Origin of the sequence: Paenibacillus silvae (assembly GCF_014639235.1) — a bacterium.
Lineage (GTDB): Bacteria > Bacillota > Bacilli > Paenibacillales > Paenibacillaceae > Paenibacillus > Paenibacillus silvae.
The window spans coordinates 689,532-712,549 of sequence record NZ_BMFU01000004.1 but is presented as its reverse complement, the minus strand read 5'-3'; the positions used below and the strand labels follow the sequence as shown (position 1 = coordinate 712,549).

21 protein-coding genes are annotated in these 23,018 nt (G+C 47.3%); 1 reads left to right on the top strand and 20 read right to left on the bottom strand.

Annotation, left to right across the window (positions count from 1 at the left end; translation table 11 throughout):
- Window positions 1–153: 153 nt before the first annotated feature.
- From IEW26_RS17645 to IEW26_RS17595, 11 genes are all read right to left on the bottom strand, one after another.
- Window positions 154–879 carry a LutC/YkgG family protein gene (locus tag IEW26_RS17645; RefSeq protein ID WP_188593271.1) on the bottom strand — a complete coding sequence of 242 codons (726 nt, stop codon included), beginning with the start codon at window positions 877–879 and terminating at the stop codon, window positions 154–156.
- Window positions 869–2,386 carry a LutB/LldF family L-lactate oxidation iron-sulfur protein gene (locus IEW26_RS17640; protein WP_111270817.1) on the bottom strand — a complete coding sequence of 506 codons (1,518 nt, stop codon included), beginning with the start codon at window positions 2,384–2,386 and terminating at the stop codon, window positions 869–871. The genes IEW26_RS17645 and IEW26_RS17640 overlap by 11 nt, the downstream gene beginning before the upstream one ends.
- Window positions 2,383–3,111, bottom strand: a complete 729-nt coding sequence (locus IEW26_RS17635) for a (Fe-S)-binding protein (protein ID WP_188593327.1) — start codon at window positions 3,109–3,111, stop codon at window positions 2,383–2,385. Before IEW26_RS17635 ends, IEW26_RS17640 begins: the two co-directional genes overlap by 4 nt.
- A 142-nt stretch (window positions 3,112–3,253) precedes the next feature.
- A complete protein-coding gene (locus tag IEW26_RS17630; protein ID WP_188593270.1) occupies window positions 3,254–4,015 on the bottom strand; it encodes a DeoR/GlpR family DNA-binding transcription regulator in 762 nt (253 codons plus the stop codon).
- A gap of 2 nt (window positions 4,016–4,017) precedes the next feature.
- Window positions 4,018–5,526 carry a rhamnulokinase gene (locus IEW26_RS17625; protein ID WP_188593269.1) on the bottom strand — a complete coding sequence of 503 codons (1,509 nt, stop codon included), beginning with the start codon at window positions 5,524–5,526 and terminating at the stop codon, window positions 4,018–4,020.
- Between the two features lie 219 nt (window positions 5,527–5,745).
- Entirely contained in the window at window positions 5,746–6,270 is a 525-nt protein-coding gene (locus tag IEW26_RS17620) for a DUF2500 domain-containing protein (RefSeq protein ID WP_229729904.1), read from the bottom strand.
- 109 nt (window positions 6,271–6,379) lie between these two features.
- Complete coding sequence (pepF, locus tag IEW26_RS17615) at window positions 6,380–8,182, bottom strand: oligoendopeptidase F (RefSeq protein WP_188593268.1); 1,803 nt, start codon at window positions 8,180–8,182, stop codon at window positions 6,380–6,382.
- Between the two features lie 1,419 nt (window positions 8,183–9,601).
- A complete protein-coding gene (locus IEW26_RS17610; protein ID WP_145403742.1) occupies window positions 9,602–9,961 on the bottom strand; it encodes a winged helix-turn-helix transcriptional regulator in 360 nt (119 codons plus the stop codon).
- Between the two features lie 294 nt (window positions 9,962–10,255).
- Complete coding sequence (hxlB, locus tag IEW26_RS17605) at window positions 10,256–10,819, bottom strand: 6-phospho-3-hexuloisomerase (RefSeq protein WP_145402612.1); 564 nt, start codon at window positions 10,817–10,819, stop codon at window positions 10,256–10,258.
- A gap of 4 nt (window positions 10,820–10,823) precedes the next feature.
- Window positions 10,824–11,456, bottom strand: coding sequence for a 3-hexulose-6-phosphate synthase (gene hxlA, locus IEW26_RS17600; protein ID WP_111269405.1), 633 nt, complete (start codon window positions 11,454–11,456; stop codon window positions 10,824–10,826).
- 416 nt (window positions 11,457–11,872) lie between these two features.
- Window positions 11,873–12,955 carry a lactonase family protein gene (locus IEW26_RS17595; protein WP_188593267.1) on the bottom strand — a complete coding sequence of 361 codons (1,083 nt, stop codon included), beginning with the start codon at window positions 12,953–12,955 and terminating at the stop codon, window positions 11,873–11,875.
- A 224-nt stretch (window positions 12,956–13,179) separates the two neighbouring features.
- Here IEW26_RS17595 and IEW26_RS17590 point away from each other — a divergent pair, with 224 nt between their 5' ends.
- Window positions 13,180–14,109 (top strand): AEC family transporter, encoded by a 930-nt coding sequence (locus tag IEW26_RS17590; RefSeq protein ID WP_188593266.1) that lies wholly within the window; start codon window positions 13,180–13,182, stop codon window positions 14,107–14,109.
- On the opposite strand, the gene IEW26_RS17585 is transcribed toward IEW26_RS17590, so the two are convergent.
- The 9 genes from IEW26_RS17585 to IEW26_RS17545 all read right to left on the bottom strand — a co-directional run bounded on the left by IEW26_RS17585 (window position 14,087) and on the right by IEW26_RS17545 (window position 23,014).
- On the bottom strand, window positions 14,087–14,683 hold the full coding sequence (locus IEW26_RS17585) for a DUF2062 domain-containing protein (RefSeq protein WP_145402616.1): 597 nt from the start codon (window positions 14,681–14,683) through the stop codon (window positions 14,087–14,089). The genes IEW26_RS17590 and IEW26_RS17585 overlap by 23 nt on opposite strands.
- A 58-nt stretch (window positions 14,684–14,741) precedes the next feature.
- Complete coding sequence (locus IEW26_RS17580) at window positions 14,742–15,200, bottom strand: OsmC family protein (RefSeq protein ID WP_188593265.1); 459 nt, start codon at window positions 15,198–15,200, stop codon at window positions 14,742–14,744.
- A gap of 64 nt (window positions 15,201–15,264) precedes the next feature.
- Window positions 15,265–16,032: a DeoR/GlpR family DNA-binding transcription regulator gene (locus IEW26_RS17575; RefSeq protein ID WP_111269400.1), complete on the bottom strand. Its 768-nt coding sequence runs from the start codon at window positions 16,030–16,032 to the stop codon at window positions 15,265–15,267.
- A gap of 154 nt (window positions 16,033–16,186) precedes the next feature.
- Window positions 16,187–17,059, bottom strand: coding sequence for a UTP--glucose-1-phosphate uridylyltransferase GalU (galU, locus tag IEW26_RS17570; protein ID WP_188593264.1), 873 nt, complete (start codon window positions 17,057–17,059; stop codon window positions 16,187–16,189).
- 47 nt (window positions 17,060–17,106) lie between these two features.
- Window positions 17,107–18,141, bottom strand: a complete 1,035-nt coding sequence (locus tag IEW26_RS17565; protein ID WP_188593263.1) for a glycosyltransferase family 2 protein — start codon at window positions 18,139–18,141, stop codon at window positions 17,107–17,109.
- 26 nt (window positions 18,142–18,167) lie between these two features.
- A complete protein-coding gene (locus IEW26_RS17560) occupies window positions 18,168–19,541 on the bottom strand; it encodes a nucleotide sugar dehydrogenase (protein WP_188593262.1) in 1,374 nt (457 codons plus the stop codon).
- A 56-nt stretch (window positions 19,542–19,597) separates the two neighbouring features.
- Window positions 19,598–20,923: a DUF6271 family protein gene (locus IEW26_RS17555; protein WP_229729903.1), complete on the bottom strand. Its 1,326-nt coding sequence runs from the start codon at window positions 20,921–20,923 to the stop codon at window positions 19,598–19,600.
- Window positions 20,920–21,792, bottom strand: a complete 873-nt coding sequence (locus IEW26_RS17550; protein ID WP_188593260.1) for a peptidoglycan bridge formation glycyltransferase FemA/FemB family protein — start codon at window positions 21,790–21,792, stop codon at window positions 20,920–20,922. Before IEW26_RS17550 ends, IEW26_RS17555 begins: the two co-directional genes overlap by 4 nt.
- A complete protein-coding gene (locus IEW26_RS17545) occupies window positions 21,767–23,014 on the bottom strand; it encodes a DegT/DnrJ/EryC1/StrS family aminotransferase (RefSeq protein ID WP_188593259.1) in 1,248 nt (415 codons plus the stop codon). The genes IEW26_RS17550 and IEW26_RS17545 overlap by 26 nt, the downstream gene beginning before the upstream one ends.
- Between the last annotated feature and the right edge of the window lie 4 nt (window positions 23,015–23,018).

Below are 23,018 nucleotides of genomic sequence, written 5' to 3'. Positions count from 1 at the left end.
AATAGCATCTACCGTTTCAATCTTCAACTCCACCAAAGTCGTAGGTCCTGAGGCTCGTTTTGATATATGTAAAAAAATGCAAAAACTGTCCATGGCGATAAAACGCCATCGGGACAGTCATGAAATTCAACATTTATATGCTACTCAGCCCTGCTAGCCTACAATTAGACCGTAAACAATTCCGGGGCCGTGAACTCCGATGGTCAGATCATTTTCGATATCGGAGGAACGGCTGGGACCGGATATAAAGTGAATGCCCGCAGGCAGCTGCTCTCTTCCCGCCTCGTCAAAGCGATCCAGTGTCTCACCCAATCTGGTGTGCAGCCTCTCGACCGGAATGATCAAAATCAGCACCGTTGGCAGCAAGCTGACGGAGCGGCCTTTCTCCGGGGAAGAAAGCACGGTAACCGAGCCTGTATAGGCTGTGGCATAATCAGCCATCACTACACCAATATCCGCTTCTGCCGCCCGTGCTCTCCAGTTCACACCAGGCTCACTGTTCCAGACAGAGACCTGTACATGCGAAAGCTTTTCCTCCAGTCCCAGAGCGGTCAGTGCCTGCTCATTCTGACGAATCAGATATCTGGCACTTAATTCATGTGTTTTATTGGTGATAAATTGTGCAACCTCGTCCATGCTCTGAACCCTCGCGATATGGGCACCCACACTGACAAAGTTATCTGTAAACGCCTGAATTCGCTTCTCCAAATCCCATTCCAGCTCGTTCCAGAAGTCCGGGGCCCCTCGAAAAGCATGAGCTGGTGCGCTGCGCTGTCTGGGTCTTCTTAACTTAGCAGCGATGTCCTCCATGAACTGCTCCTGCCTGCGCTTTGATTTTACCTCCATGGCTTCCAGCCATTGCCGATGCTCACTTTCCATGCTTCCCGCCCCCTTCACCGCGCTCGCGGATGATCTGCTGCATTCGCTCATGTACAGCGGAATCCATAACCGTAGGCTGCTGACTCAGTTCCTGCTCCAGCTTGCTCCACTGCTGCCGGAAGGACTTTTTCGCCAGACTTGGAGCCACTCTGTAGGTGTTCCAGCCTTTCAGCGGCCCAAGCTTTAACGTAATGCCCCCGTTCCGCACCACAGCCTTCTGTCCCAGCTGTCCCAGCCGGATCGCAGCAGCGAAACGTTTGGAGTTCGCCGCTACAGCAGCGAAGCCCTTCATGCCCATCGTTTCCAGCTTGTTTCCATGGCCGTCCTCCACCTTGCGCCTGCGCAAATAGACGAGCATGTCATGCAGTGGAATTTTGACAGGGCACGCTTCATAACAGGCCCCGCACAGACTGGATGCACTCGCGATATCATTCCATTCATCAATGTTGCCGTTTAATGCCGGGGTCAGCACTGCCCCAATAGGTCCGCTGTAGGTCCCGCCGTAGGCATGGCCGCCAATATGGCGATACACTGGACAGGCATTAAGACAGGCTCCGCAGCGTATACAATTCAGCAGCTCCTGGAACTCGGGATCACCAAGCTGCAGCGAACGGCCGTTGTCCACGATAATGATGTGCATCTCGTCAGGTCCGTCTCCATCTGCCGTGCGGCGAGGACCTGTAATGCCGGACATGTACATCGTAAGCTTTTGTCCGGTAGCCGAACGTGGCAGCAGAGTAGCCATCACCTCCAGGTCTGCCCAGGACGGGATAATCCGTTCCATGCCCATAAGTGTAATCTGAGTCCGGGGAACGGTAGATACCATGCGGGCATTGCCTTCATTTTCAAATAAAACCATCGAGCCCGTCTCAGCTATAGCAAAATTGCAGCCCGTCAAGCCGATGTCGGCCTCCAGAAATTTCTCGCGCAGCTTCTTGCGAACAAACCCGGCAAGCACGGTTGTATCCGGCTCCAGCACTTCACCGGCTTCTTTGGACAATAGCTCTGCGATCTGATACCGGTTTTTGTGAATGGCTGGAATAACGATATGAGACGGGGCTTCACCCGCAAGCTGAATGATATATTCGCCAAGATCAGTTTCGATCGCTTCAATGCCAGCCTCCTCCAGCACATGGTTAAGATGCACTTCCTCGGAAACCATGGATTTGGATTTGACCACGCTTGAAGCCTGCTTGTGCTCGGCAATATCCAGCGCAATGGCCGCCGCTTCTGCAGAAGTGTCTGCAAAATGAATATGCACACCGTTCGCACGTGCGTTGTTCACAAATTCATTCAAGTAATAATCGAGATGTGCGATCGTATGCAGCCGAATCTGGCGTCCTCGCTCCCGCCACTCTTCCCAGTTGCCATGCTCTTCCGAAGCGGCTTTCTTGCCGTTACGCAAACGTTCTGTTGTAAACTTCACGGCTTTGCGAAGAAAATCATCATTCAGCGCCAATTCCGCTCGGGATTTGACCGTTTCAGCCATAACGCCAGGTTGGCTCATCTTGTCTGCACCCCTTCATATAACAACTCAGCCAGATGCATCACGCGCACAGGTTCATTTCTATGCCTGAGATTGCCCGCAATATTCATCAGACAGGCCATATCCAGTCCGACGAGCACCTCCGCTTGTGTTTCTTTAACATGGTCCACCTTCTCCGTTACCATCGCTCCCGAGATATCAGACATTTTAATAGCAAACGTACCTCCGAATCCGCAGCAATCTTCAGCGTGAGGCAGTGGAACCAATTCCAGTCCCCTGACATTGGCAAGCAAGGCGAGCGGTTCATCCTTCACGCCGAGCAGACGACTGCCATGACAAGAAGGATGGTATGTTACTTTATGGGGAAAGGAAGCTCCGATATCGGTAATGCCCAGCACCTGCACAAGAAACTGCGTAAATTCATACGCCTTGTCCTGAAGCCGTTTCGCTTTTTCCAGCCAGATCGGCTCCTCTGCAAACAGCTCGGGATAATGGTGAATCATATAAGTGCATGAGCCTGATGGACAGACAACAAAATCACTGTCATCAAACGCTTCCAGTATGGTTTTGGCCGCTGTTCTTGTCTCATCCCAGTATCCACTGTTATAGGAGGGCTGCCCACAGCAGGTCTGCACCTGCGGAAATTCCAATTGAACACCGTAGGCCGCCAGCAAACGAACCATCGCCTCTCCCACTTGGGGATAGATGGCATCGCTGAGACAGGTTATAAACAAGGAAACCTTCATCTTCTCTTGCTTCGAAACCTTCATCATCCCACCTCCGACTTAACCAATATATTGTTCATGCCGCTTATACTGAAAAGCAGCCGCTCATTGCTTTATTGACATCAACGAATGTCCGAATCAAGCCAGCCGCATCCTGTTTCCGTTACACCGTATGGACCTCCAGATGATAGGCACTACACAAGGACTTCTGCTCTTCACTCAAAGGCTGATCCGTAATGATGGTGTGCACCGCCTCCAGTCCCGTTACACGTGCGAAAGCCCGAATACCAAACTTGCTTGCATCCGCCAGCAGAATCACCTGATCCGCGATTCCCACCATCTTCTGTTTCAATCTGGCCTGGAGTTCACTTGATTCACTGATGACGCCGCTCTCCACATGAACCCCCTTGCAGGACAAGAACAGTTTGTCAACATGGTAGGTTTCCAGTGAACGCTCTGCCAGCGGGCCAACAAAGGATAAAGAGCGAGCCGCCAATTGTCCTCCAGTGGAGATGACCTCGATGTTGTCCCGGCTGCTCAGCTCCGTAGCGACTTGAATGGAATTGGTCAGCACCGTCAGCGGTATATCCGGCATATTGGCTGCCATGTACCCTGCCGTCGTGCTGGCATCCAGCAAAATACGATCTCCCGCTGCAATGAAGGCCAAGGCTGCATCTGCAATCCGTTTTTTCTCCAGCGCATGTGTCGTTTCCCGAATTCGATAAGGAATCTCCGGCTGATCCTCCTTCACACTGACGGCGCCTCCGTGTGACCTGCGCAGTCGCCCGGCCTGCTCCAGCCGGTCCAGATCCCTGCGAATGGTTTCTTCCGTTACACTGCAGCGCTCGCTGAGCTCTGATACACGCATGCTGCCCTTGATATTCACAAGTTCCACAATTCGGTCATATCGCTCTGCCGCCAGCATCTCTACACCTCGCTCCCGCTGTCTGAATCTGGTGATACAGGGGATGCGGCAGCCGTGATTCGCATAAATCGCTCATAAGCTTCCGCCCATACGGATCTGTCCTGTGGCTCATATTCCGCTACCGGAAATGAATCGCGAATGACGCGGCGTGCTTCCCATATATCCTTGAATGCCCCACTCGCCATCCATTGCACGGCCATATTGCCGATGGCACTCCCCTCCGCTGGCCCGGCCCATACCGGCTTGCCGATCGAGTTTGCCGTCCACTGGCACAGCAGCTGGTTCTGAATGCCTCCGCCCACCATGTGTAAACCATGGAAGGACTGACCTGACAGCTGTTCTGTCCATTCCAGTACTCTGCGGTATTTGAGCGCAAGACTCTCCAGGATGGCACGAGCTATACTACCTTGATCCTCGGGTACCACCTGCCCCGTGTTGCGGCAATACTGACGAATGCGCTCCGTCATATCTCCTGCGGGCAGAAACAGATCATCATCCGGGTCAAACAAGCTCGCAAACGGAGGCGTTGCCTCTGCCTTCGCCAGCAAAGCTGCATAACTGATGCCTTTTCCTTCGCGCTCCCACTGACGCATGCTTTCCTGCAAAATCCAGAGCCCCATAATATTTTTGAGCAGGCGATACGTGCCTCCCGCTCCACCCTCATTGGTAAAGTTCAGCGCAAGACTCTCGGCACTTATCGCAGGCTGATTCAGTTCGGTGCCCATCAGTGACCATGTTCCGCAGCTAAGGTAAGCAAACGCTCGTTCCGTCGCCGGAACCGCCACGACAGCGGAGCCGGTATCATGCTCTGCTACTGCAATGACAGGAATGGATGCAAGACCCAGTTCATGGCGTATGCTGCTGCGCAGCTGTCCAACCGAAGTACCCGGCATTACAACTTCACCGAAGCATTGCCTGGAGACACCAATATGGTCAAGCAATTCCCCGTCCCACTCGGCAAGCATCGGATTGTAGAGCTGGGTAGTGGTAGCATTGGTGAACTCATTCACCGCTTCTCCAGTGAGGAAATAACGCAGCAGATCAGGAATCATCAGAAAACGCTCAGCCTCACGCAGCAGCGGAGACGCACTCCGTTTCAGCACTGCCAGCTGATATAAGGTGTTAAACGGCAGAAACTGTATGCCTGTACGTTCAAAAATACGTTTTGCCGATACTTCCTGACAAATCTGATCCATCATGCCATTAAACTGTATATCACGATAATGATAGGGGTTGCCAAGCAGTTCGCCGCCGCTGCCCAGCAAACCAAAATCCACACCCCAGGAGTCGATTCCCAAACTTTCAGGCACTTCACCGTGCTGTTTTACAAGCGTCAATCCCTGAAGCACTTCATGATGCAGCCGCAAAATATCCCAATGCATACGCTCGCCAACCTTCACCGGTTCATTTTTGAAACGATGAATTTCGCGGGTTTCCATGCCTCGATCGTTCAAATGCCCGAGTATGGCCCTGCCGCTGCCTGCACCCAAATCATAAGCAAGTACACTCAATGCTTTTCCCACCTTTTCGGCACGTTATAGTTTCAAGCATCAACGCCCGTAACTCTTTACTTATACCTCGAAAATTGTTTGTTTATGTTTGTTTAATACTGTTTAGTTTTATTTTCTGAGTATATCATCATTGTAAGCGTTTGAATACCCATGAATTCGCTTTTCTGCTCCCACAACAAAACGGCCCGCTCCCTGTTGGGGAGGAGCCGCTGCATGCTTCTACATATAAAACTGCCCACTTCTGGTTTCGGTTTGCCCGGACTGCGGCTGGATATCCCGTTCAAAATGTTTGAAGCGGGTGCCCTGATACGTCAGCATGCCACGATCCTGCTCCACAAGCATACCGTACATCTGCCCGCCAACATTCAGCTCCACCCGCTCCCCGTTATCAAACTCAAAGGTTGCATAGTACCTCGTTGTAGCGCTGCTGTCTCCGCTTCCCCCACTAACCTCGGTTCGTTTGGTCACCACTCTGGAATGCAGTGTCAGCACCGTAGCCGCATTGTTGGAGGACCAAGTGCGAACACCGGAAAAAATAGCATAAACGATGCCGCCCGCTACCACCAGAAACACAATGGCGATAACAATTTGAACAAATGCACCCATGGCTCCAAATTCATTAAAGCCCGAAAAAAAGCCGCTCTGATTGCCCTCAAATCCCGGTACACCACTCATATCATCAAAACCTCCGAAGCCATCTATACTCAATCGGCCCAAGGATGAGAATAAGTCCGTCACCGCCATAATACATCGTTCCTTTCCATCTGCAAAATTACAGTTCACCAATCCCCGCTCAGAGAACAGTGCATGCAGATAACCCGCTCTGCCTTGTCCTTATACTATATGAGCCGGATTACGAATACAGACGTTCAAGTTCGTTAACAAGTGTGCCAACATAAGCAACAGCTGTGCGAATCGGCTCAGGCTGTGACATGTCCACCCCTGCCAGCTTCATCAGCTCCAGCGGCTCCAGGCTGCCGCCAGCTTTCAGTGCTTCAAGCCAGCGCTCTACCGCAGGCTGACCTTCCTCCCTGATCTTCTGGGCAGCTGCTGTTGACGCGGTTAAACCGGCTGCATATGTATACGGATACAGACCCATATAATAATGCGGCTGTCTCATCCAGGTGAGCTTGGCTCCTTCGTCAACAATGAGTTCAGGACCCCAGAACTCCGAGAGGACTGCACCTTTCAGCTCACTTAACGTCTTCGCCGTGATGGGTGTATCCTCGGTGGCAAGTGCGTACACCCTGCGCTGCAGCTCACCTTCGAGCAGATGGGTAACGAAATTGTGATAATACGTATTAAGCAATTGTAAAATGACCCAACGCCGCATTCTCGGGTTATCGGAACGCTTGAGCAGGTGATCTGCCAGCAGCATCTCGTTCATCGTCGAAGGCGCTTCTATAAAATAAAGAGATGGACGTGTATTTATCAGTCGTTGATACTTGCCAGCCAGCATGAAATGACCTGCATGCCCAACCTCATGGGCCAGCGTAAACGCCCCGCGCATGTTATTCGCCCAAGAGATCAAAATGTAAGAGTGTGCACCATAAATGGAGGAACAGAATGCTCCCGTAGATTTGCCTGCATTTTCCGCGTAATCCACCCAACGTTCAGTAAAGGCCCGTTCTACAATCTCTCCATACTCGGAACCGAGCACTTCCAAAGCTTCACGAATCAGCGTGCAGGCCTCATCATATGTAATGGCCGGACTGAATTCGGGATCAAGCGGAGCCTTGAGATCACAGAACATCAGCTTGTCGAGTCCAAGCTCACGCTTTTTCAGCGCAGCCAGTCTGCGCATATGCGGAGCAAGCTCCTTTTGAATAATATCAAGCACGTTATTGTACATCTCCCTGCTCACTTGCTGCGGAGCAAGCAGCATATCCGTTACGTCGTCATATCCGCGCAGCCGGGATAACACCACTTGTTTCTTCACTTCGGCGGCGTATCCTTCGGCAAATGTGTTTTTATAGCTATTCAATGATTCGCTGAATGCAGCATAAGCCGATCGACGCAGCTCTGTATCTGCTGACATCTCATAATTATTTTCGTATAAAGACCAGGATAGCGGACGGGATTCATGCTCACCATTGAGCGCTTCCTCAAACGTCATATCTGCCAGCTTACCGCGCTGATAGATTCGATATGGTGAATCCAAGACCTCGCTGAGTGAAGCAAGCACCTTCTCCGTTTCCGGTGAAAGGCGATGTGCTTTTTCCGCAATCAATCGCTCCAGGCTGCGCTTGTACGGCTCCAGAGCCGGGAGCTCCTCTACATACCGCTCGATCGTACCGTCCGGCAGCGAGACAATCTCGGAAGAGATAAAGGACAGACTTGAAGACAGACTGGACACAATATCTCCTGCTTTGGCAGCATTCACAATGTTTGCCGGGTTGATGCTGTCCTCCGATTGCTTCAAACGGGCATAGGCAGCAGCTTTGCCAATCCGCTCCTGCAGAACTTCACGAGCTTCCAGACAAGCGAGCAGTTGCTGTGCACCTTGACCCAATGAACCCTGGAATGTCTCGATATGAGCAGCAGCCTCAGGCAGGGACATGAGCTCCTGCTCCCATTCCGCATCTGTTGCAAACAAGTCTCGCAGATCCCAGGTAGCTTCCTCCATAACCTCGGCACGTGTACGTATTTTCACCATTTTCACTGTCTCCTTCCCTATATTCATCATCAGCTTGCTCCTTCGTTCTTCATCCTTCATCGTTTTTCTTCTTGAAATCTATAACATAATCCTCCTCAACATGCTTTCATACTCTTTCAACATTCCTTACATACTTCTTCTTCAACAATCCATCATACTTTTTCTCAACAGTCCATCATACTTCTTCTTTAACATTCCTCCATACTTTTTCTCAACATTCCACCATACTTCTTCACATCATACTTAAAATCATAAGCTTCTTCTTTCAAACTTTTCCAATATCTCTCATCGTATCATACTCTGCTTATCTATACATGACATGAACTGAGAATGAGTCTTTTGGTTTACAAGTACAAATCAATCCCGGCTATAAGAGTTGAACTAAAAATTTTACACGATCCACTCCGAGATCTTATACAATCCACTCTGAGGTTTTTACGGCATCACTCCGATGATAGAACAACCTGGAGAGTAGCTGTTATCCCCGGTATTTTTCAATTCTTTTTCCACAGGGGAAGATCCGGTGATAAGCGCATGCTATGCTTTAAATGTAGCTTTCTTACAGAAACCTTTCAGGTGTCCGCTCAGTTTTTTAGTTTTTTTGTCCTCTCCTCCTCTCCGTTACGTGAAAATGAATCGTTCATCTTATACAGAAGTGAGCTGAGTTCGTTTGTAGAAGGTCGAGCCGGGTTCGTTAATAGAAGATCAAGCTGGATTAGTCGGCTTGCTTCAGCTGCGTTCAATCGAACTAACCAACAGCATTTGTTGTTCGTTGGTTGTCAGCCAGTTTGGCAGGAAAGAGCAGTCAGTTTGGTAAAAAGCATGTAGGCTTGGCCGCACGGCTGAGCATCAGAGCAGTTAGGTGGATGTGAGCCATCTCAAGCCCGCCGATATCAGGTGATGTGACTCGCTCAGGCCGCTAACGATTCCCAGAAGCCTTATTCCGTGCAAATTGGGTCGTTTGAAAATCTAACGATTTGTAGGAACGCTATTTCGCTGGAAACCATGCAAAAGTGGCGGGAATGACGTCATTTTGGCCAAATAGCGTCTCGTGAAATCGTTAGAATTTCAGGAGGGTCTAAATTGTGTAAATAACGTTTCCTGGATTCGTTAGCGGGGTCAGCAACGTATCACAATAACGTGGCGGCAATTCATGGACGAGATTATGAAAGGACTTTTGATAATTATTAAACGGCTATGCTTTCAGATTCCAACCAACCGTTTCTTTTCATTCCCTCTAAAAAGATAAAAAAACGCCAAGCACTGGACGTGTCCAGTTCCCTGACGTTTGGTTAAAACTTTTCGTGAAATTTAAATAGATCTTTCCACGACACTAGGTTAACCCCCTTCATGACATTTATTAATTCTTTTCATGACAAAGAGTTAAGTCCCTTCATGACATTGGGTTAAATCCTTCTTTTAAAGGTCTTTCCAAATCACATTCTCTCCATAGTTTTTGCCCCAGTTATACATGGCGTGCAGTACGGGCATCAGACTCTCCCCATGATCCGTCAGGGAATATTCCACTCGCGGTGGAACCTCGGCATACACCTTGCGCTCCACCAGTTTGTCCTCCTCCAGCTCACGCAGCTGATTGGTCAGCATCTTCTGTGTAATATGGGGAATCAGACGTTTCAGCTCACTGAATCGCTTCGTGCCCTCAAGACCCAGATGCCACAAAATAATGAGCTTCCACTTGCCGCCAATCACCGCCAGCGTCAGTTCCTTCTCACAGTTGATTTCTTTCAGATTAATACGTTCCTTGACCTCAGATGCCATCATCCAAGCCCCCTTTATTCTCTTAAACGGATACCTCTATAGTAATTCTGAAATAATTCAGATTTAAACCATGCTGAATTCCAAGCCTGCTTTCCGCACGCCCGCTGTACAGCATCTTTATTACTTCATCTTTATTACTTCATGTCTAATCATTTATTGTACTATAGCAGCTTCGTAATGAAAAGCGAGGCCCCCCTTCTCACCAGAAAAGGCCGCAACCTTTGCATCAGCAAAGATCACGACCTGCTTCTTATTTTTATAGCCTCATCTCAGTCAGGGGTTTCTTTCTAAAAGCTATTCCAGATTGGCATGTTTGCTGAACATGTCGGCACCTGTCATGCCTTTCATCTCCATGATGGTGAGAATCAGGGCATCCATACCGATCAGCAGACTTTGTTCAAACAAAGAGCCCATCGGCTGCATCGTCACATCTCCTCCGGCTGCTGCTGTATCCTCTTTGGCCGAAGCTGGAACAACAACAACCGTCTGCGCCAACCGGGCAATTGTGGACTCAGGCTTAATTGTGATTAAACCTACGGATGCACCCGCTCCACTCGCTTTCTGGGCCATAGATGCCAGACTGCCCGTCTCTCCGGAACCGGAGCATAACAGCAGAAAATCCGCTGAACTGATGCCTGGCGTCACCGTCTCACCTACTACGTACACCTCAAGTCCCATCTGCATCAATCGCATCGCAAATGCCTTGCCCATCAGACCCGAACGGCCTGCACCGGCTACAAAAATCCGCTTCGCCGCCAGCAGCTGCTCCGCCAACGTCTGCATTTCCGTATCATCAAGCTGACTTAACGTGCGTCCCAATTCCTTGAGGATCACTTCGGCGTATTGTCTGCTGCTCATGAGCTTACCCTTGTTTTACAAGACGCTGCATTTCAGAGGCCACTGCTGCCTTATCCGCTTGTCCAGTAATACCACCGCCAACAATAACAAGATCAGGCTGTGCTTTGATTACTTCTGGCAATGTGTCCAGCTTAATACCGCCAGCAACTGCGGTTTTTGCGTTTTTTACCGCACCTTTGATCGTTTGCAGGTCTTCGAACGGGCTTTGTCCAACCGCTTGCAGATCATACCCCGTATGAACGCAGATGTAGTCTACGCCCAGCGCGTCAACTTCACGTGCACGTTGTTCCAGGTTAGGAACGTTGATCATGTCAACGAGAACTTCCTTGTTTTGTTTTTTTGCTTCCTCGACTGCGCCTTTGATCGTCATATCGTTGCTTGCACCCAGAACGGTGATGAGGTCTGCACCCGCCTCGGCTGCCTTCATAATCTCATAACCACCAGCGTCCATAATTTTCAGGTCCGCCAGCACCTGCAGATTAGGATAGGCCTCTTTCATCGCCTTAACAGCGTGCAGCCCTTCGTTAATAATGATCGGTGTACCGATCTCGACGATATCAATATAGGATTCAACCTCTTTAACCAGTGCAATTCCATCAGGGATGTTAACCAAATCAAGTGCGAGCTGCAATTTCATTATTTTTTTCTCCTTTGTTGTTCAAGTATGACTAAATTGTAGACCCCAGCAGTCTTTTCAGGAAGTACGCACTTTGAAGTGAGGTAGTTACGTGGAAGAAACCAATGAAATTAATACCTTGTTATATGAACTTAAATGAACTTCATATGATTTTTTAGGATTAAACCGAGCGCTTCATCGAAACTACATCCGACCTACTTATGAATCACTTATGAATCTTTTATGTCTCTTACGATGACTTGCAAATCACAGATGAACAATATCCAGTAATCTTCTTGTTGATCACCTCAAGTCGGATAACCTTTAGAAGAAAGAAAACCCCGCCTATGTTCAAGGCGGGGTTCACGTTGCATCTCTATACCTGTACAAGCCTAATGTATAGAGATTGATTTTATTGAATTTAAACCTGTTTCAAATTACAGATAAACGGGCTTTACACATACCGGCTTGGATACACCTGTGCTGTGACCTGTATATTTCAGACGACCGCTCTCTTGATCCACAGTGAATGTGACCATGTTGTTCGTATCACGGTTGGCTGCGATCAGCATTTTACCGTTTGGTGTCAAAGCGAAATGACGCGGGTGCTGTCCTTCTGCGGAGACATGCTCCACCAGGGTCAGATGGCCTTTGTCTGCATCTACCGCGAACACCACGATGCTGTCATGTCCACGGTTGGAACCATACACAAAGCGACCATCATTGGAAACAGTGATCTCTGCTGTTGTGTTCTCCGCGCCATCATAACCGTCAGGCAGAGTGGAAATGTTAGAGATCTCTGTCAACGTGCCCGCCGCCGCATCATACTTGTAGGATGTGATCGAAGAATCCACTTCATTGATCACATACGCAAACTGACCGTTCGGGTGGAACGCCAAGTGACGTGGTCCTGCACCTGGATGTGTCTTCGTTTCATTGTGCAGCACAAGCTCGTTACTCGCTGCATCGATGGAATAGATCGCAATTTTATCTGCGCCCAGATCCTGTACCATCATATATTTGCCGTCCGGGCTGAAAAATGCGGAGTGCACATGCGGCTTGTCCTGACGTTCAGGATGTGCGCCATGACCTTCATGTTTCTTTTCGTCCAGAAGCGCACCAACCTCGCCGTTGTCCGTCAGCTCCTGAAGTCCTACCAGTCCGCCGTGATAGCTGGACAGGATCAAATATTTACCGGAGGGGTCCCGTTGAATATGGCAAGGCGGAGCAGAGATGGAATCATTGCGATTCAGCAGCGTCAGCTTGCCTGTCGAAGGATCAACGCTCAGCGCCACCGCTTCTGACATTTTATTGCCTTCGGCAGATGCCGTTTCACCAATCGCATACAGCTTGTTCGCTTCTGCGTTCACGTTAACAAATGTCGGATTTTTCACACCTGCAATGCCGTCCAGCTTCGCCAGACTGCCTGTGTCCTCATTTAATTCATATGCGTAAATGCCCTCATTTTCCGCTTCGGCATAAGAGCCCACTAATACAAGCAAACGTTTTGATTCACTCATTACAGTTTCCTCCTTTATGTGTATGTAGTCTTGCTGCACCTCTTCTATAATAAATCTGTCATATCAAAATAGCAATCAGAGGCACGGTGCTCACTGCCCTCAGTCAGTCTATTTCCAGCGCCAAACAAGGGTATTCTCCGTACGTGTCAACAGTCAGGCATTCAACTGAAATGCAATTCCTGATATGATAAGATAGGTTTTTCAACCGGAAAGGACTGAACAGATTGTTTACCTCATTTGTAGTGACGCTCTACCATGTATTTCTCCCCATATCCCTGCCTGTCATAGGCGGAATGCTGTTAAAACATTTCAAAGCCTGGGATACGCGGCCGCTATCGGCATTTTCACTCTATATTTTGAGTCCTGCGCTCATTTTCCATACCTTGCTGCATGCAGAGATCACATGGACGGATGTCACCAGCACCTTTTGGTTCTCGATTCTTAATCTGATTGCCCTCTGGGCCCTTGCCGAGCTGCTGAGCCGGATTTTTGGTCTGGGTGCACCGGAAAAAGCAGGCCTCACCCTCGTATCGACATTTACGAACTGTGTCAATTACGGGCTCCCGCTCGTGCTGCTTGCCTTCGGTAAGCTTGGACTGGACAAGGCTTCGGTATATGTTATTGGACAGATGATTATCGTAAATACCGTAGGTATTTTCTTCGCGGCAAGATCGGAATTCACGGTCAAAAAGGCCATCGGGTCCGTATTCCGCATGCCCACAATATATGCAGCTGTGATTGCGATCCTGCTGAGAACCTTCAGCATCAGTTTACCTGAGGCACTGGATGGTGGCGTGTCCATGGTTGCCACAGGTTATGCACCGATCGTGCTTGCCATTCTGGGCGCGCAGATGCTGCGTTCCAAAGGAGACCGCGAGCCATGGCAGGCTAACGTTCGCCGGGCGTTCTGGGCCGGACTCGTCGTGCGGCTGGCGGCAGCACCGCTCCTGTCCTGGCTTATTCTGAAAGCACTGCACGTCGAGGGAACCTTGTTCCCGGTGCTGCTTATTCTGGCGTCTATGCCAACGGCAGTGAACGCGGTTATTTTGGCTGAACAGTTCGGAGCATCCCCGCAGTTTGTCTCTCGCTGCATTCTGTGGACAACCGCAGCATCCATGCTCATCCTGCCGATTATGATTGTGATGTTTTCCTGATCAGCACAGGCGCTGTGGCAGCACCGGAAGCGTTCGCTGCTTGGCGGCGCTTCTCCACCCGGCGTTCGTGCCGCCGATGCAATGCTCTGACATAGAAGAATTTAACGACGAAGTACGAAATGATGCCCAGAATCAGGCCAAACACACTCATGCCCGTCAAAATATCCAGCCCGCCCAGCAGCAGTTCACTTACTGCTGACCAGTTACCACGAAACAATTCCATCCATGCACTCTCATGCACAGGACCCTGCCCCATACTGTGAGCTGGCAAAATCCATGAACCAATCTGCTTCGCAAGCGGCATCAGAACAATAGGCAGAAACGTCAGCTTGCCCACGACATTGCCCACAATGGCTGCTGGCATGGAACCTCCAGACAAACGCACAATCGGATAAAACACAAGATAAATGAGGGATGCGGTCGAGATCACAATCAGTTCAAGACCGAAACCTATGGCAAATCCGGTAGACACCTTGTGAGCACCACCCGGAGCACGTAAAAGTTTGAGAAAATTCAGCTTCATCGCACGAGTCAAACGTGCCAGTCGATTAGGTTTGCGCTTCCGGTTTTTCATCCTGAATTTCTCCTTATTTTGCACAAATGACGAATATTGTCGCCTATCCCCCATTATATCACACTGCGTCAGCACCAGTGGTTATAATCACAGGCTGCGTTTCCATCACCACATTACCTGCTACAGCGCGGGATATCATACAGGAGGCTTCCGCTTTGTGCGCCAGACGCTCTGCCTTGCTCTGATCGGACTCGGATGCTTCCAGCGGCAGCACAATCCGCGGCCGATGAACAATTCGTTCATACGTAAATACGTTATCTGTTACATCCACCGTAGCCTCCGACTCCAGCGTCAGCTCATCGGGGGTAATGCCTGAACGCTCCAGCATTGCAGCCAAAGTAATCAGATAACAGGTTGACGCTGCACCCAGCAGCATTTCGTCAGGATTGGTTCCAGTGCCCGGCCCGCCCATCTCCTGCGGGATGGAAATGACCGTTTTCAACCCCCCTGCATCAATCGTACCCTCACTGTTACGCCCGCCATTCCATACGGCTTTCAAGTGAAACGGATGTTTCATTGCTATCGATCCTTTCTATATTGAGCTTTCGCATATTCGTTGTCATTCTTCAAAAGCATTCAGGCTACACACGTATACACGTAATATGAAGCTCATTCAGTGCATCAACATGCTCTTCCAGTACGCCTTGATCCGTAATCACCTTATGCACACTTTCCATCGCCGCCACTCGGGTGAACGCCTGAATGTTAAACTTGCTCGAGTCTGCCAGCAGAATCACTTCATCTGCAATATGAATCATCTTCTGCTTCACCAGAGCCTGTAGTTCATTTGACTCGCTGATGCCTTTACTCAGATGCACACCTTTGCAGGACAAAAACACTTTATCTACGTGATACGCATCCAATGAACGTTCGGCGAGCGGCCCGACAAAAGACAGCGATTTCGACGCAAGCTGCCCGCCTGTGGCAATAACACGAATCTGCTCCTTTGAGCTCAGCTCGGCCGCAACCTTGATCGAGTTGGTCAGTACCGTTAGCGGAATGTTCGGCAGTCCCGCCGCCATATACCATGCCGTTGTGCTGGCATCCAGAGCTATTCGGTCTCCGGGCTCCACCAGCTTCACCGCTTCCTCTGCAATCCGGCGTTTCTCCTCTGCATGCGCAACAGCACGTTCTGGATATGGAATCTCTGACTGAAGCTCGTCCTTGTACTTCACACTTACCGCTCCGCCATGTGAGCGCCTGAGCCTTCCCGCCTGCTCCAGCTTGTCCAGATCACGGCGAATCGTCTCTTCCGTTACGCCGCAGCGTTCACTTAGCTCGGTTACACGCATGCTTCCCTGCGCGTCCACCCATTCCACAATTTTCTCATATCGTTCTGCAACGAGCATACTTCTTCACTCCAAACCGTTAATGTTCCACTGCATCCTGTCCTCCATCATAACACAGAGACGTTATAAGGAGAATTTCACGCATATACAGAAATGGGTTGACCTGTAGCCACATATGTGACATTCAGGTCAACCCAAAAGAGAATAATAATTGTTATGATGATATACTTGAAAATTCTCGACTAAGCTCGATGAGATATTCCCTGAACCTTCCTTGCAAATCATTATTTTTTAACGCAAAGTCCACAGTTGCTTGAAGAAAACCAAATTTGTCACCCACATCGTATCTGCTGCCTTGGAACTGCAAAGCAATTAATCCTTGATTATGAGCGATTCCGCGCAAAGCATCTGTCAATTGTATTTCTCCATTAGCCCCAGGTAAAGTATGTTCCAAATAAGTGAATACTTGTGGATCTAGTATATAACGTCCCATTATTGCAATATTAGAAGGCGCTTGGACCTTAGGTTTTTCAATTAAATCCAGCACCTCACTCTGATTTGATTTTTGAGCTCCCGGCTCGATAATTCCATATTTATGAGTTTCATTCCAGTCAACTCGTTGTACACCCACCACAGATTTGTGTTCCTGTTCATATACTCGAATCAATTGCTTCAAACATGGAACTTCACTATCAATAATATCGTCCCCTAACAGTACAGCAAAAGGCTCGTTTCCAACGAACTTCCTGGCACACAAAACGGCATGTCCTAATCCGAGAGGCTCCTTCTGGCGTATATAATGAATATCTGCCATTTTGGAAATTTCCTGAACTATTTCAAGCAGTTCTTCTTTTTTTTGAAGAGCGAGCTCCAGTTCAACAGAGCGATCAAAGTGGTCCTCTATAGCCCGTTTATTTCTACCGGTTACAATCATGATGTCCTCGATCCCTGAGGCTATGGCTTCCTCCACGATATATTGAATTGTCGGTTTATCTACAATGGGAAGCATCTCCTTCGGTTGGGCCTTTGTGGCTGGAAGAAAACGTGTACCTAGACCTGCTGCAGGAATAATAGCTTTTCTTATCATAAGCGGAACCACCTTTATCTAGTGTATTTTGTTCATTAGAAGTTTAGCTATTTATTGCCATACAACTCTTCCCTACCGGAAGCAAACCCTTTCGCATACAGATTTGTCAGCTCTTCCGCAACAGATTCATCATGATTGGCTAGTTGGAGTATATTGTTAGCAGTCTTTAATTCGATTTCTTCATGAGTCCATCGGTAAAACAGATACGCCTCCAAACTCTTATGCTTATTACAAAAATAAAAAGAATTCCTTCTGAAATCCTTCTCTGCCTGGAATGCGTTCCCTCTCGGATGAAACTGATGCAAATTGACCAGGTTTGAACAGAAGCGAAAGAAGCCTTCAGCTTTATACAGACGATAAGATAGATCCGTGTCTTCCATTCCCCAGCCTTTGTATTGCTCATCAAAACTGCCAATCTCCTGAAGAAAAGAACGATACAGCGACATGTTGGCGGTTGTACCCAAAACCCATTTAAGCTGAAAATCTTTCAGATCTTCTCCATATTCGGCGAAAATCTCAGGAAAACTATCATAACCGTCCACGGTTGTATATCGTTCAACCCGCTCACTGTGATATGGATTCAAATGTTCTTCTGTAATTAAAGGAACAGATACTCCCGGTTTTACATCCGTTGCCATAGCTGCAAACTCAGGATTCTGGCGAACAAGCACCAGCATATCCTCTGCACTAAAGGGCAAGCGAGGCTTGAGGATAGATAACATATTTTTTTTCCAGCCTATGACGACTGTTCTTTCGTCCTGTTCCGTAAGCTGGTCGATGTGGCTGGCGATATAATCCGGTAGCACAATGCGATCATCATCGTTAAAAATGATAATATCCCCTTCAGCTAACTGCAGACCTGTGTTTCTTGCTCTGGATCTTCCCTTATTTTGTTGAAAAACATATCGAATATTTAACAGGTTTTTATAGTTATCAACAACCTGCTTTGTATCATCTGTGCTGCCGTCATCAATAATGATGATTTCAAAATCCTGAACCGATTGACTTGCAAACGAAGCAAGCGTTAGCTTTAGATACTCTGCCTTGTTATATGTTGGCATAATGACACTCGCTTGACTCACAATGCTCACCCTTTTTCACATTTATGTTAGCCTTGGGCAACAGTTACTTTTTGAAGCATTTCCTCTTGCTCCTGATCCTTCCCAGCATGGAGCAAACCGGCTCCAAGTTTATAAATATGACTGTCATCAAAGGAAGAAAATGCATTCCGCGTATCAAAAATAGGCACGTGCAAGTCTTTCAATTCTTCATAACGGAAAGCCTTGTGCGCGGTCATTAAAATGCAGCATTCATACTGTTTAAATGCGTTAACATCGTAATCGACTGAAAACAAGGTACGACCATTTTCAAGCTCGATATATTCTACATAAGGATCGTAAAAATCAACATGAGCACCCTCGTCTATTAATAACTTGATCAGTTCCAAAGCAGGAGACTCCCTATCGTCATTGACTTCCGGTTTGTACGCGACACCCAAAACCAAAATTTTGCTCTTGTTGATATGAAGTGACTTTTGATTAAGCAGCTGATGTAGTTTACTCACAACGTAATCAGGCATACCACTATTAATGCTGTTTGATAACTCAATAAACCTGCTGAAAAATTTATAATACTTCGCTTTCCATGACAAATACATGGGATCGAGCGGTATGCAGTGCCCTCCGATCCCGGGTCCAGGATAAAATGGCATAAAACCAAACGGTTTGGTGGAAGCGGCTTGGATGACCTCCCACACATCGATTCCCATTTTTTCACTCATCATTGCAATTTCGTTGATAAAAGCAATATTTACACTCCGAAACGTATTTTCCAGCAATTTTGTAAATTCAGCTACTTTGGGTGAAGAGACCGTAATGACATCTTTACATATTTTTTTATATAATTCAGAAGCCATATTAGAGCACTTCAGAGTAACTCCGCCAACAATTTTAGGTGTATTATTCAACGTAAAGTCCCGGTTGCTCGGGTCAATCCGTTCTGGGGAAAAGCACAAGTAGAAATCTTTGCCGATTTGTAATCCTGTTGCTTCTAGACGTGTCTGGATAATCTCTTCTGTGCAGCCTGGATATGTTGTGCTCTCCAAAATGACTAAACTGCCTTTTTTCATATAGGTTTGTAGATAGTCCACTACAGCATAAATAGAAGATAAATCCGGGTCCGTATAATCATTCAAAGGAGTTGGAACACAAGCAATGATAACGTCAGCATATTGGATCAAAGAAAATTCACTGCTTGCCATGAATCTTCCGGTATGATTGGCCTTCTTCAGAGCTTCATTGGAAATATCACTAATGTAAGATTCTCCTCTGTTAAGCAGATTTACTTTGGACACCGACAAATCAATGCCTGTTACCGTATAACCTGCCTCGGCCAGATTCAGCGCCAGAGGCAGTCCGACATACCCCAGTCCAATTACCGCAACATTTGCTTTAAGATTCAATATTTTATTCTCAACACTCATGTCATCCCACCTCTCATATGATCATCCAATCACTTGTACAACTGTGATTTCACAGTTTATGTGTTTGCCACCGAGTTAGAGTCGGCTACTTTTCGCAAATCGATCTCTTTAGCGCGCTGAATCAATCTATCCCAATTCTCAATGAGCTTGACATGAAATTCGTATTCTTGATTCGCTTCTCTTACAAGCTGCTCCGAGTGTTCTATGATATAATCACCGACCTGTGAATATTTCTCGTCAAAAGGAATCAACACTTCATTCGCAATGCGATCTATACGTTCAACACGCTCATGCACGCCAAGCTTGGAAAATTCGGAAACATAAGACTGGATTGCTTGTACGATGTCATTAGTAATGACTTCTTTACGGTCATCCCCAAATGTTTTATTCAAATCACTGTCATAAATACTCATGTAGGCGTTAAAATAATCAGCAAATTTGGAAACGCCCTCCCAGTATTTCATTTTGTTTGCCAACTGGAACTCATCCTTTTTGTATTCGTGAAATACTTCTCTGGTGTGATGAATAGACGGAATGCCCAGCGCCGTTGCTGTGTCAAAAGCAAAATAATCTGCGGCAGCAGTATTACGCCCAGGCAAGTTAGGCAGCTTCTCATGAAGCTTGTATACCGCCACATTACCACAATCTGGATTCAATCCATCATTCACTGAAGTAACAAGTGTCTGCTTCTCCCCCTGTGTAAATTGCTGATCCAGCTGAAAAGCCGTATTGCAAATGTCCACGACGCTCTCCTTGGGGAAACCGAGCAGTTCGTACAATCTATAGATCGGATCGAAAGAAACCCGGGCAAAATCTCTTACATCCAGATTCCACTCGCCATAGTAATTGCCACCTACCACCCAGATTTCCCGGTTTAAAATAGACTTGTCCGCCGTATTAATAGTTATATTGCTGCAATCCGAAATTCTTTTACCCAGATAATTCAATTCAAGCTCAATCGGATATAGTTCCTCAGCTTTCAATTCGTCAAAGATAAGCCTCGTATCCGAATCTCTGCGATGAAGCGCATCTGCACCAAGTGAGCAGGTCATCAAAAACAGCTTGTTCATGCAATTACCATAGTCGGTGTGCTGTGCCAGGAACACTTTTTTGAACTCGGGGTCTTCCCCGGCCAACAAGATATCAAAATAAGCTTCCTGCAATTTGGTGGTTAAATGTAAAATTTCGATTTTCGGATACTTCTCTTGCAATAGATTGATGGTTCGTGCATTTTGAGCTACAAATTGCTTATCATTTGTTTCCGGAACAACGATCGGAATATGAATACCATATTTCTTCTGGGCAAAATCAATCTCTTTCATATAGCTAGTCAAACATCTTTCAATATTGCGATTTGAGGGAATAAAATAGACTGATTTCATAAGGCATACTCCTTTGTCAACCGAATATATTTTTGAATATGACAACCCCAGCCAAGCTTCGACTTAGCAATATTAGGGTTGTGAGAATAACCGAAGTTCAAATAAGACTTTGTGGCGTAAGCGTCATCAATGGCCTGTTTAAGAATCAGATAATTGCCTCGTAAGTTTCTGAATTCTGAATGTGAAGCATTGATCCAATAAAACAGATTATCTTCGTTTTGAAGAAATAGACTTCCCGCAATGACGCGATTCTGTTCCGTTAACGCGATATAAAGCCGGGCTTCATCCGAGTAGTAAAGTAATTCCTTTAGAAGTTCATAAGGAGTTAAATAACTTGCTTGCACACGTTCCATCGTTGACTTGTAAATCTCGTAAAATTGTTGAAGCTCTTGTTCAGAATCATATAATCTAACAGATACGCCAGCCTTCTCAGCAAACCGGATATCAGTCCGAACGCTGCCTTTGAAAAGCATATCCTTCTGTTCTCGATATTCAGCAAAATTTAAAATATAGGTGTCCATGACTTGCCGATCAAAGCCGGAGCTGCTCATATCCCAGCTCAAAATATGTTCTCCCATCGGCGGCAGTGTAATTTGAGAGATCATTCCATATGATTCTGAGATGATATCTATAATGTCCAGGAAATCTGGAAGACTTTCTGGAAAAGGAATAATCCCGCCATATCCTACGGCACCAATATGGTATGATTGGGTTTTGGTGTTTTTATATAGAGATATGGCATAGACTTGACCCTTGCAGCACACTTCAACGGGCGTATACTCAAAATCCAGGTATTGTCCGACAAGTGCTGCAAAACCTGGTTCAATGAAAGGTGTCCGTGGACTAAGCATCTGTTGAATATTCATCATATTGGCGAATGAACCTTTCCAGTTTTTTGATATGACGCGGAGGTGTATCCGTGTGGATCGGCAGCAGCAATATTTCACTAAAAACACGATCCGCATTGAAGCAATCGTGAAGCTGAAAACGCTCCTTGTATCGCTCTATGTTGTGCAGTGGATAATAATAGAAAGTCGTTTGTACCCCCTTTTGTGCGAGGTATGCTCCAATTTTTTTCCTTTTGTGATTGGGGATACGAATCGGAAGCAGACATTGCTGATCACGGGAAAGAACAAATCGCAATGTTTGTTTGCCGAATGTACTTTCGAGAGCATCTAATAGTCCTGGTACATGAACCTTCTGACGCTCCATCTGTTTTAAAAAAAACTGCAAGCGCCGGAGCGCCATTTGCGCTTGCAGAAGTGTGATGCCCCGCGGCTCGCGCTGGCGGATTTGCTGTGCACGGTGCAGAGCTGCCAGATCAGCATACCTGTATTGGAGCCCGTTTACTTTGCGCCACCAGCTGTACTTACTTAATTGACGGCGGGTGACAGCTCGAAAATAGGGGAACCAGGATTCTTGATGCTGTAATTCATCCACTGAATACGCTGTAAACATTGTATTCATCTCAGGCTGATGAACGATGAGTGCACCGCCCCCGATAGAGGATAGAGGCTTTGATTTTCCAAATGAGATGACTGAAAAAAAAGCTCTAGGTGTTGTCCCGCGATATTGCGGAGCCATTGGAAATGACTGTGCCTCGTCAAAAATAACGGGCATCTTCAATTGATGCAGCACATCCATAAGTTCCGATGGTATTGAGCGTGAACCGAACAACGCCGGGATCAGGAATGCGGCCCGCTGCACACCAATCAAAGAACGCACGAATTCAAGCTCTGGCCTGAAATCGTCTGTGATGTCATATACATTAAACGTAAGCCCGGCGGAGATGACTGAATCAGCCAATTCTGTACATGAGTATGAGGGCATGTATACACACTCGATGTTATGTTGATTTTTCAAAATCGTTAACAAGGCAGTAATAGCGGAAGAAGCACTGTCAAACAGGTAAATCTGTGATGGGTTTCTAATATCAAATACGGTGGCGATTCGATCTCTTAAACCAGAGAAAACTTCATTACTGTTCCCCTTCAAGTTAGACATACCGCTATAACACAATGAATCGTATCGATATTCCGAAGGGTATAACACATATTTGATGTTGTTCGGAGGTGTGAAGTCGGTATTCATTTCA

What these genes read in the sequence shown, in the direction of transcription:
- IEW26_RS17645 (WP_188593271.1), bottom strand. Translation starts at nt 879, where the DNA reads ATGGAAAGTGAGCATCGGCAATGGCTGGAAGCCATGGAGGTAAAATCA.
- IEW26_RS17640 (WP_111270817.1), bottom strand. Translation starts at nt 2,386, where the DNA reads ATGAGCCAACCTGGCGTTATGGCTGAAACGGTCAAATCCCGAGCGGAA.
- IEW26_RS17635 (WP_188593327.1), bottom strand. Translation starts at nt 3,111, where the DNA reads ATGAAGGTTTCCTTGTTTATAACCTGTCTCAGCGATGCCATCTATCCC.
- IEW26_RS17630 (WP_188593270.1), bottom strand. Translation starts at nt 4,015, where the DNA reads ATGCTGGCGGCAGAGCGATATGACCGAATTGTGGAACTTGTGAATATC.
- IEW26_RS17620 (WP_229729904.1), bottom strand. Translation starts at nt 6,270, where the DNA reads ATGGCGGTGACGGACTTATTCTCATCCTTGGGCCGATTGAGTATAGAT.
- pepF (WP_188593268.1), bottom strand. Translation starts at nt 8,182, where the DNA reads ATGGTGAAAATACGTACACGTGCCGAGGTTATGGAGGAAGCTACCTGG.
- IEW26_RS17610 (WP_145403742.1), bottom strand. Translation starts at nt 9,961, where the DNA reads ATGGCATCTGAGGTCAAGGAACGTATTAATCTGAAAGAAATCAACTGT.
- hxlB (WP_145402612.1), bottom strand. Translation starts at nt 10,819, where the DNA reads ATGAGCAGCAGACAATACGCCGAAGTGATCCTCAAGGAATTGGGACGC.
- hxlA (WP_111269405.1), bottom strand. Translation starts at nt 11,456, where the DNA reads ATGAAATTGCAGCTCGCACTTGATTTGGTTAACATCCCTGATGGAATT.
- IEW26_RS17595 (WP_188593267.1), bottom strand. Translation starts at nt 12,955, where the DNA reads ATGAGTGAATCAAAACGTTTGCTTGTATTAGTGGGCTCTTATGCCGAA.
- IEW26_RS17585 (WP_145402616.1), bottom strand. Translation starts at nt 14,683, where the DNA reads ATGAAAAACCGGAAGCGCAAACCTAATCGACTGGCACGTTTGACTCGT.
- IEW26_RS17580 (WP_188593265.1), bottom strand. Translation starts at nt 15,200, where the DNA reads ATGAAACATCCGTTTCACTTGAAAGCCGTATGGAATGGCGGGCGTAAC.
- IEW26_RS17575 (WP_111269400.1), bottom strand. Translation starts at nt 16,032, where the DNA reads ATGCTCGTTGCAGAACGATATGAGAAAATTGTGGAATGGGTGGACGCG.
- galU (WP_188593264.1), bottom strand. Translation starts at nt 17,059, where the DNA reads ATGATAAGAAAAGCTATTATTCCTGCAGCAGGTCTAGGTACACGTTTT.
- IEW26_RS17560 (WP_188593262.1), bottom strand. Translation starts at nt 19,541, where the DNA reads ATGAGTGTTGAGAATAAAATATTGAATCTTAAAGCAAATGTTGCGGTA.
- IEW26_RS17555 (WP_229729903.1), bottom strand. Translation starts at nt 20,923, where the DNA reads ATGAAATCAGTCTATTTTATTCCCTCAAATCGCAATATTGAAAGATGT.
- IEW26_RS17550 (WP_188593260.1), bottom strand. Translation starts at nt 21,792, where the DNA reads ATGATGAATATTCAACAGATGCTTAGTCCACGGACACCTTTCATTGAA.
- IEW26_RS17545 (WP_188593259.1), bottom strand. Translation starts at nt 23,014, where the DNA reads ATGAATACCGACTTCACACCTCCGAACAACATCAAATATGTGTTATAC.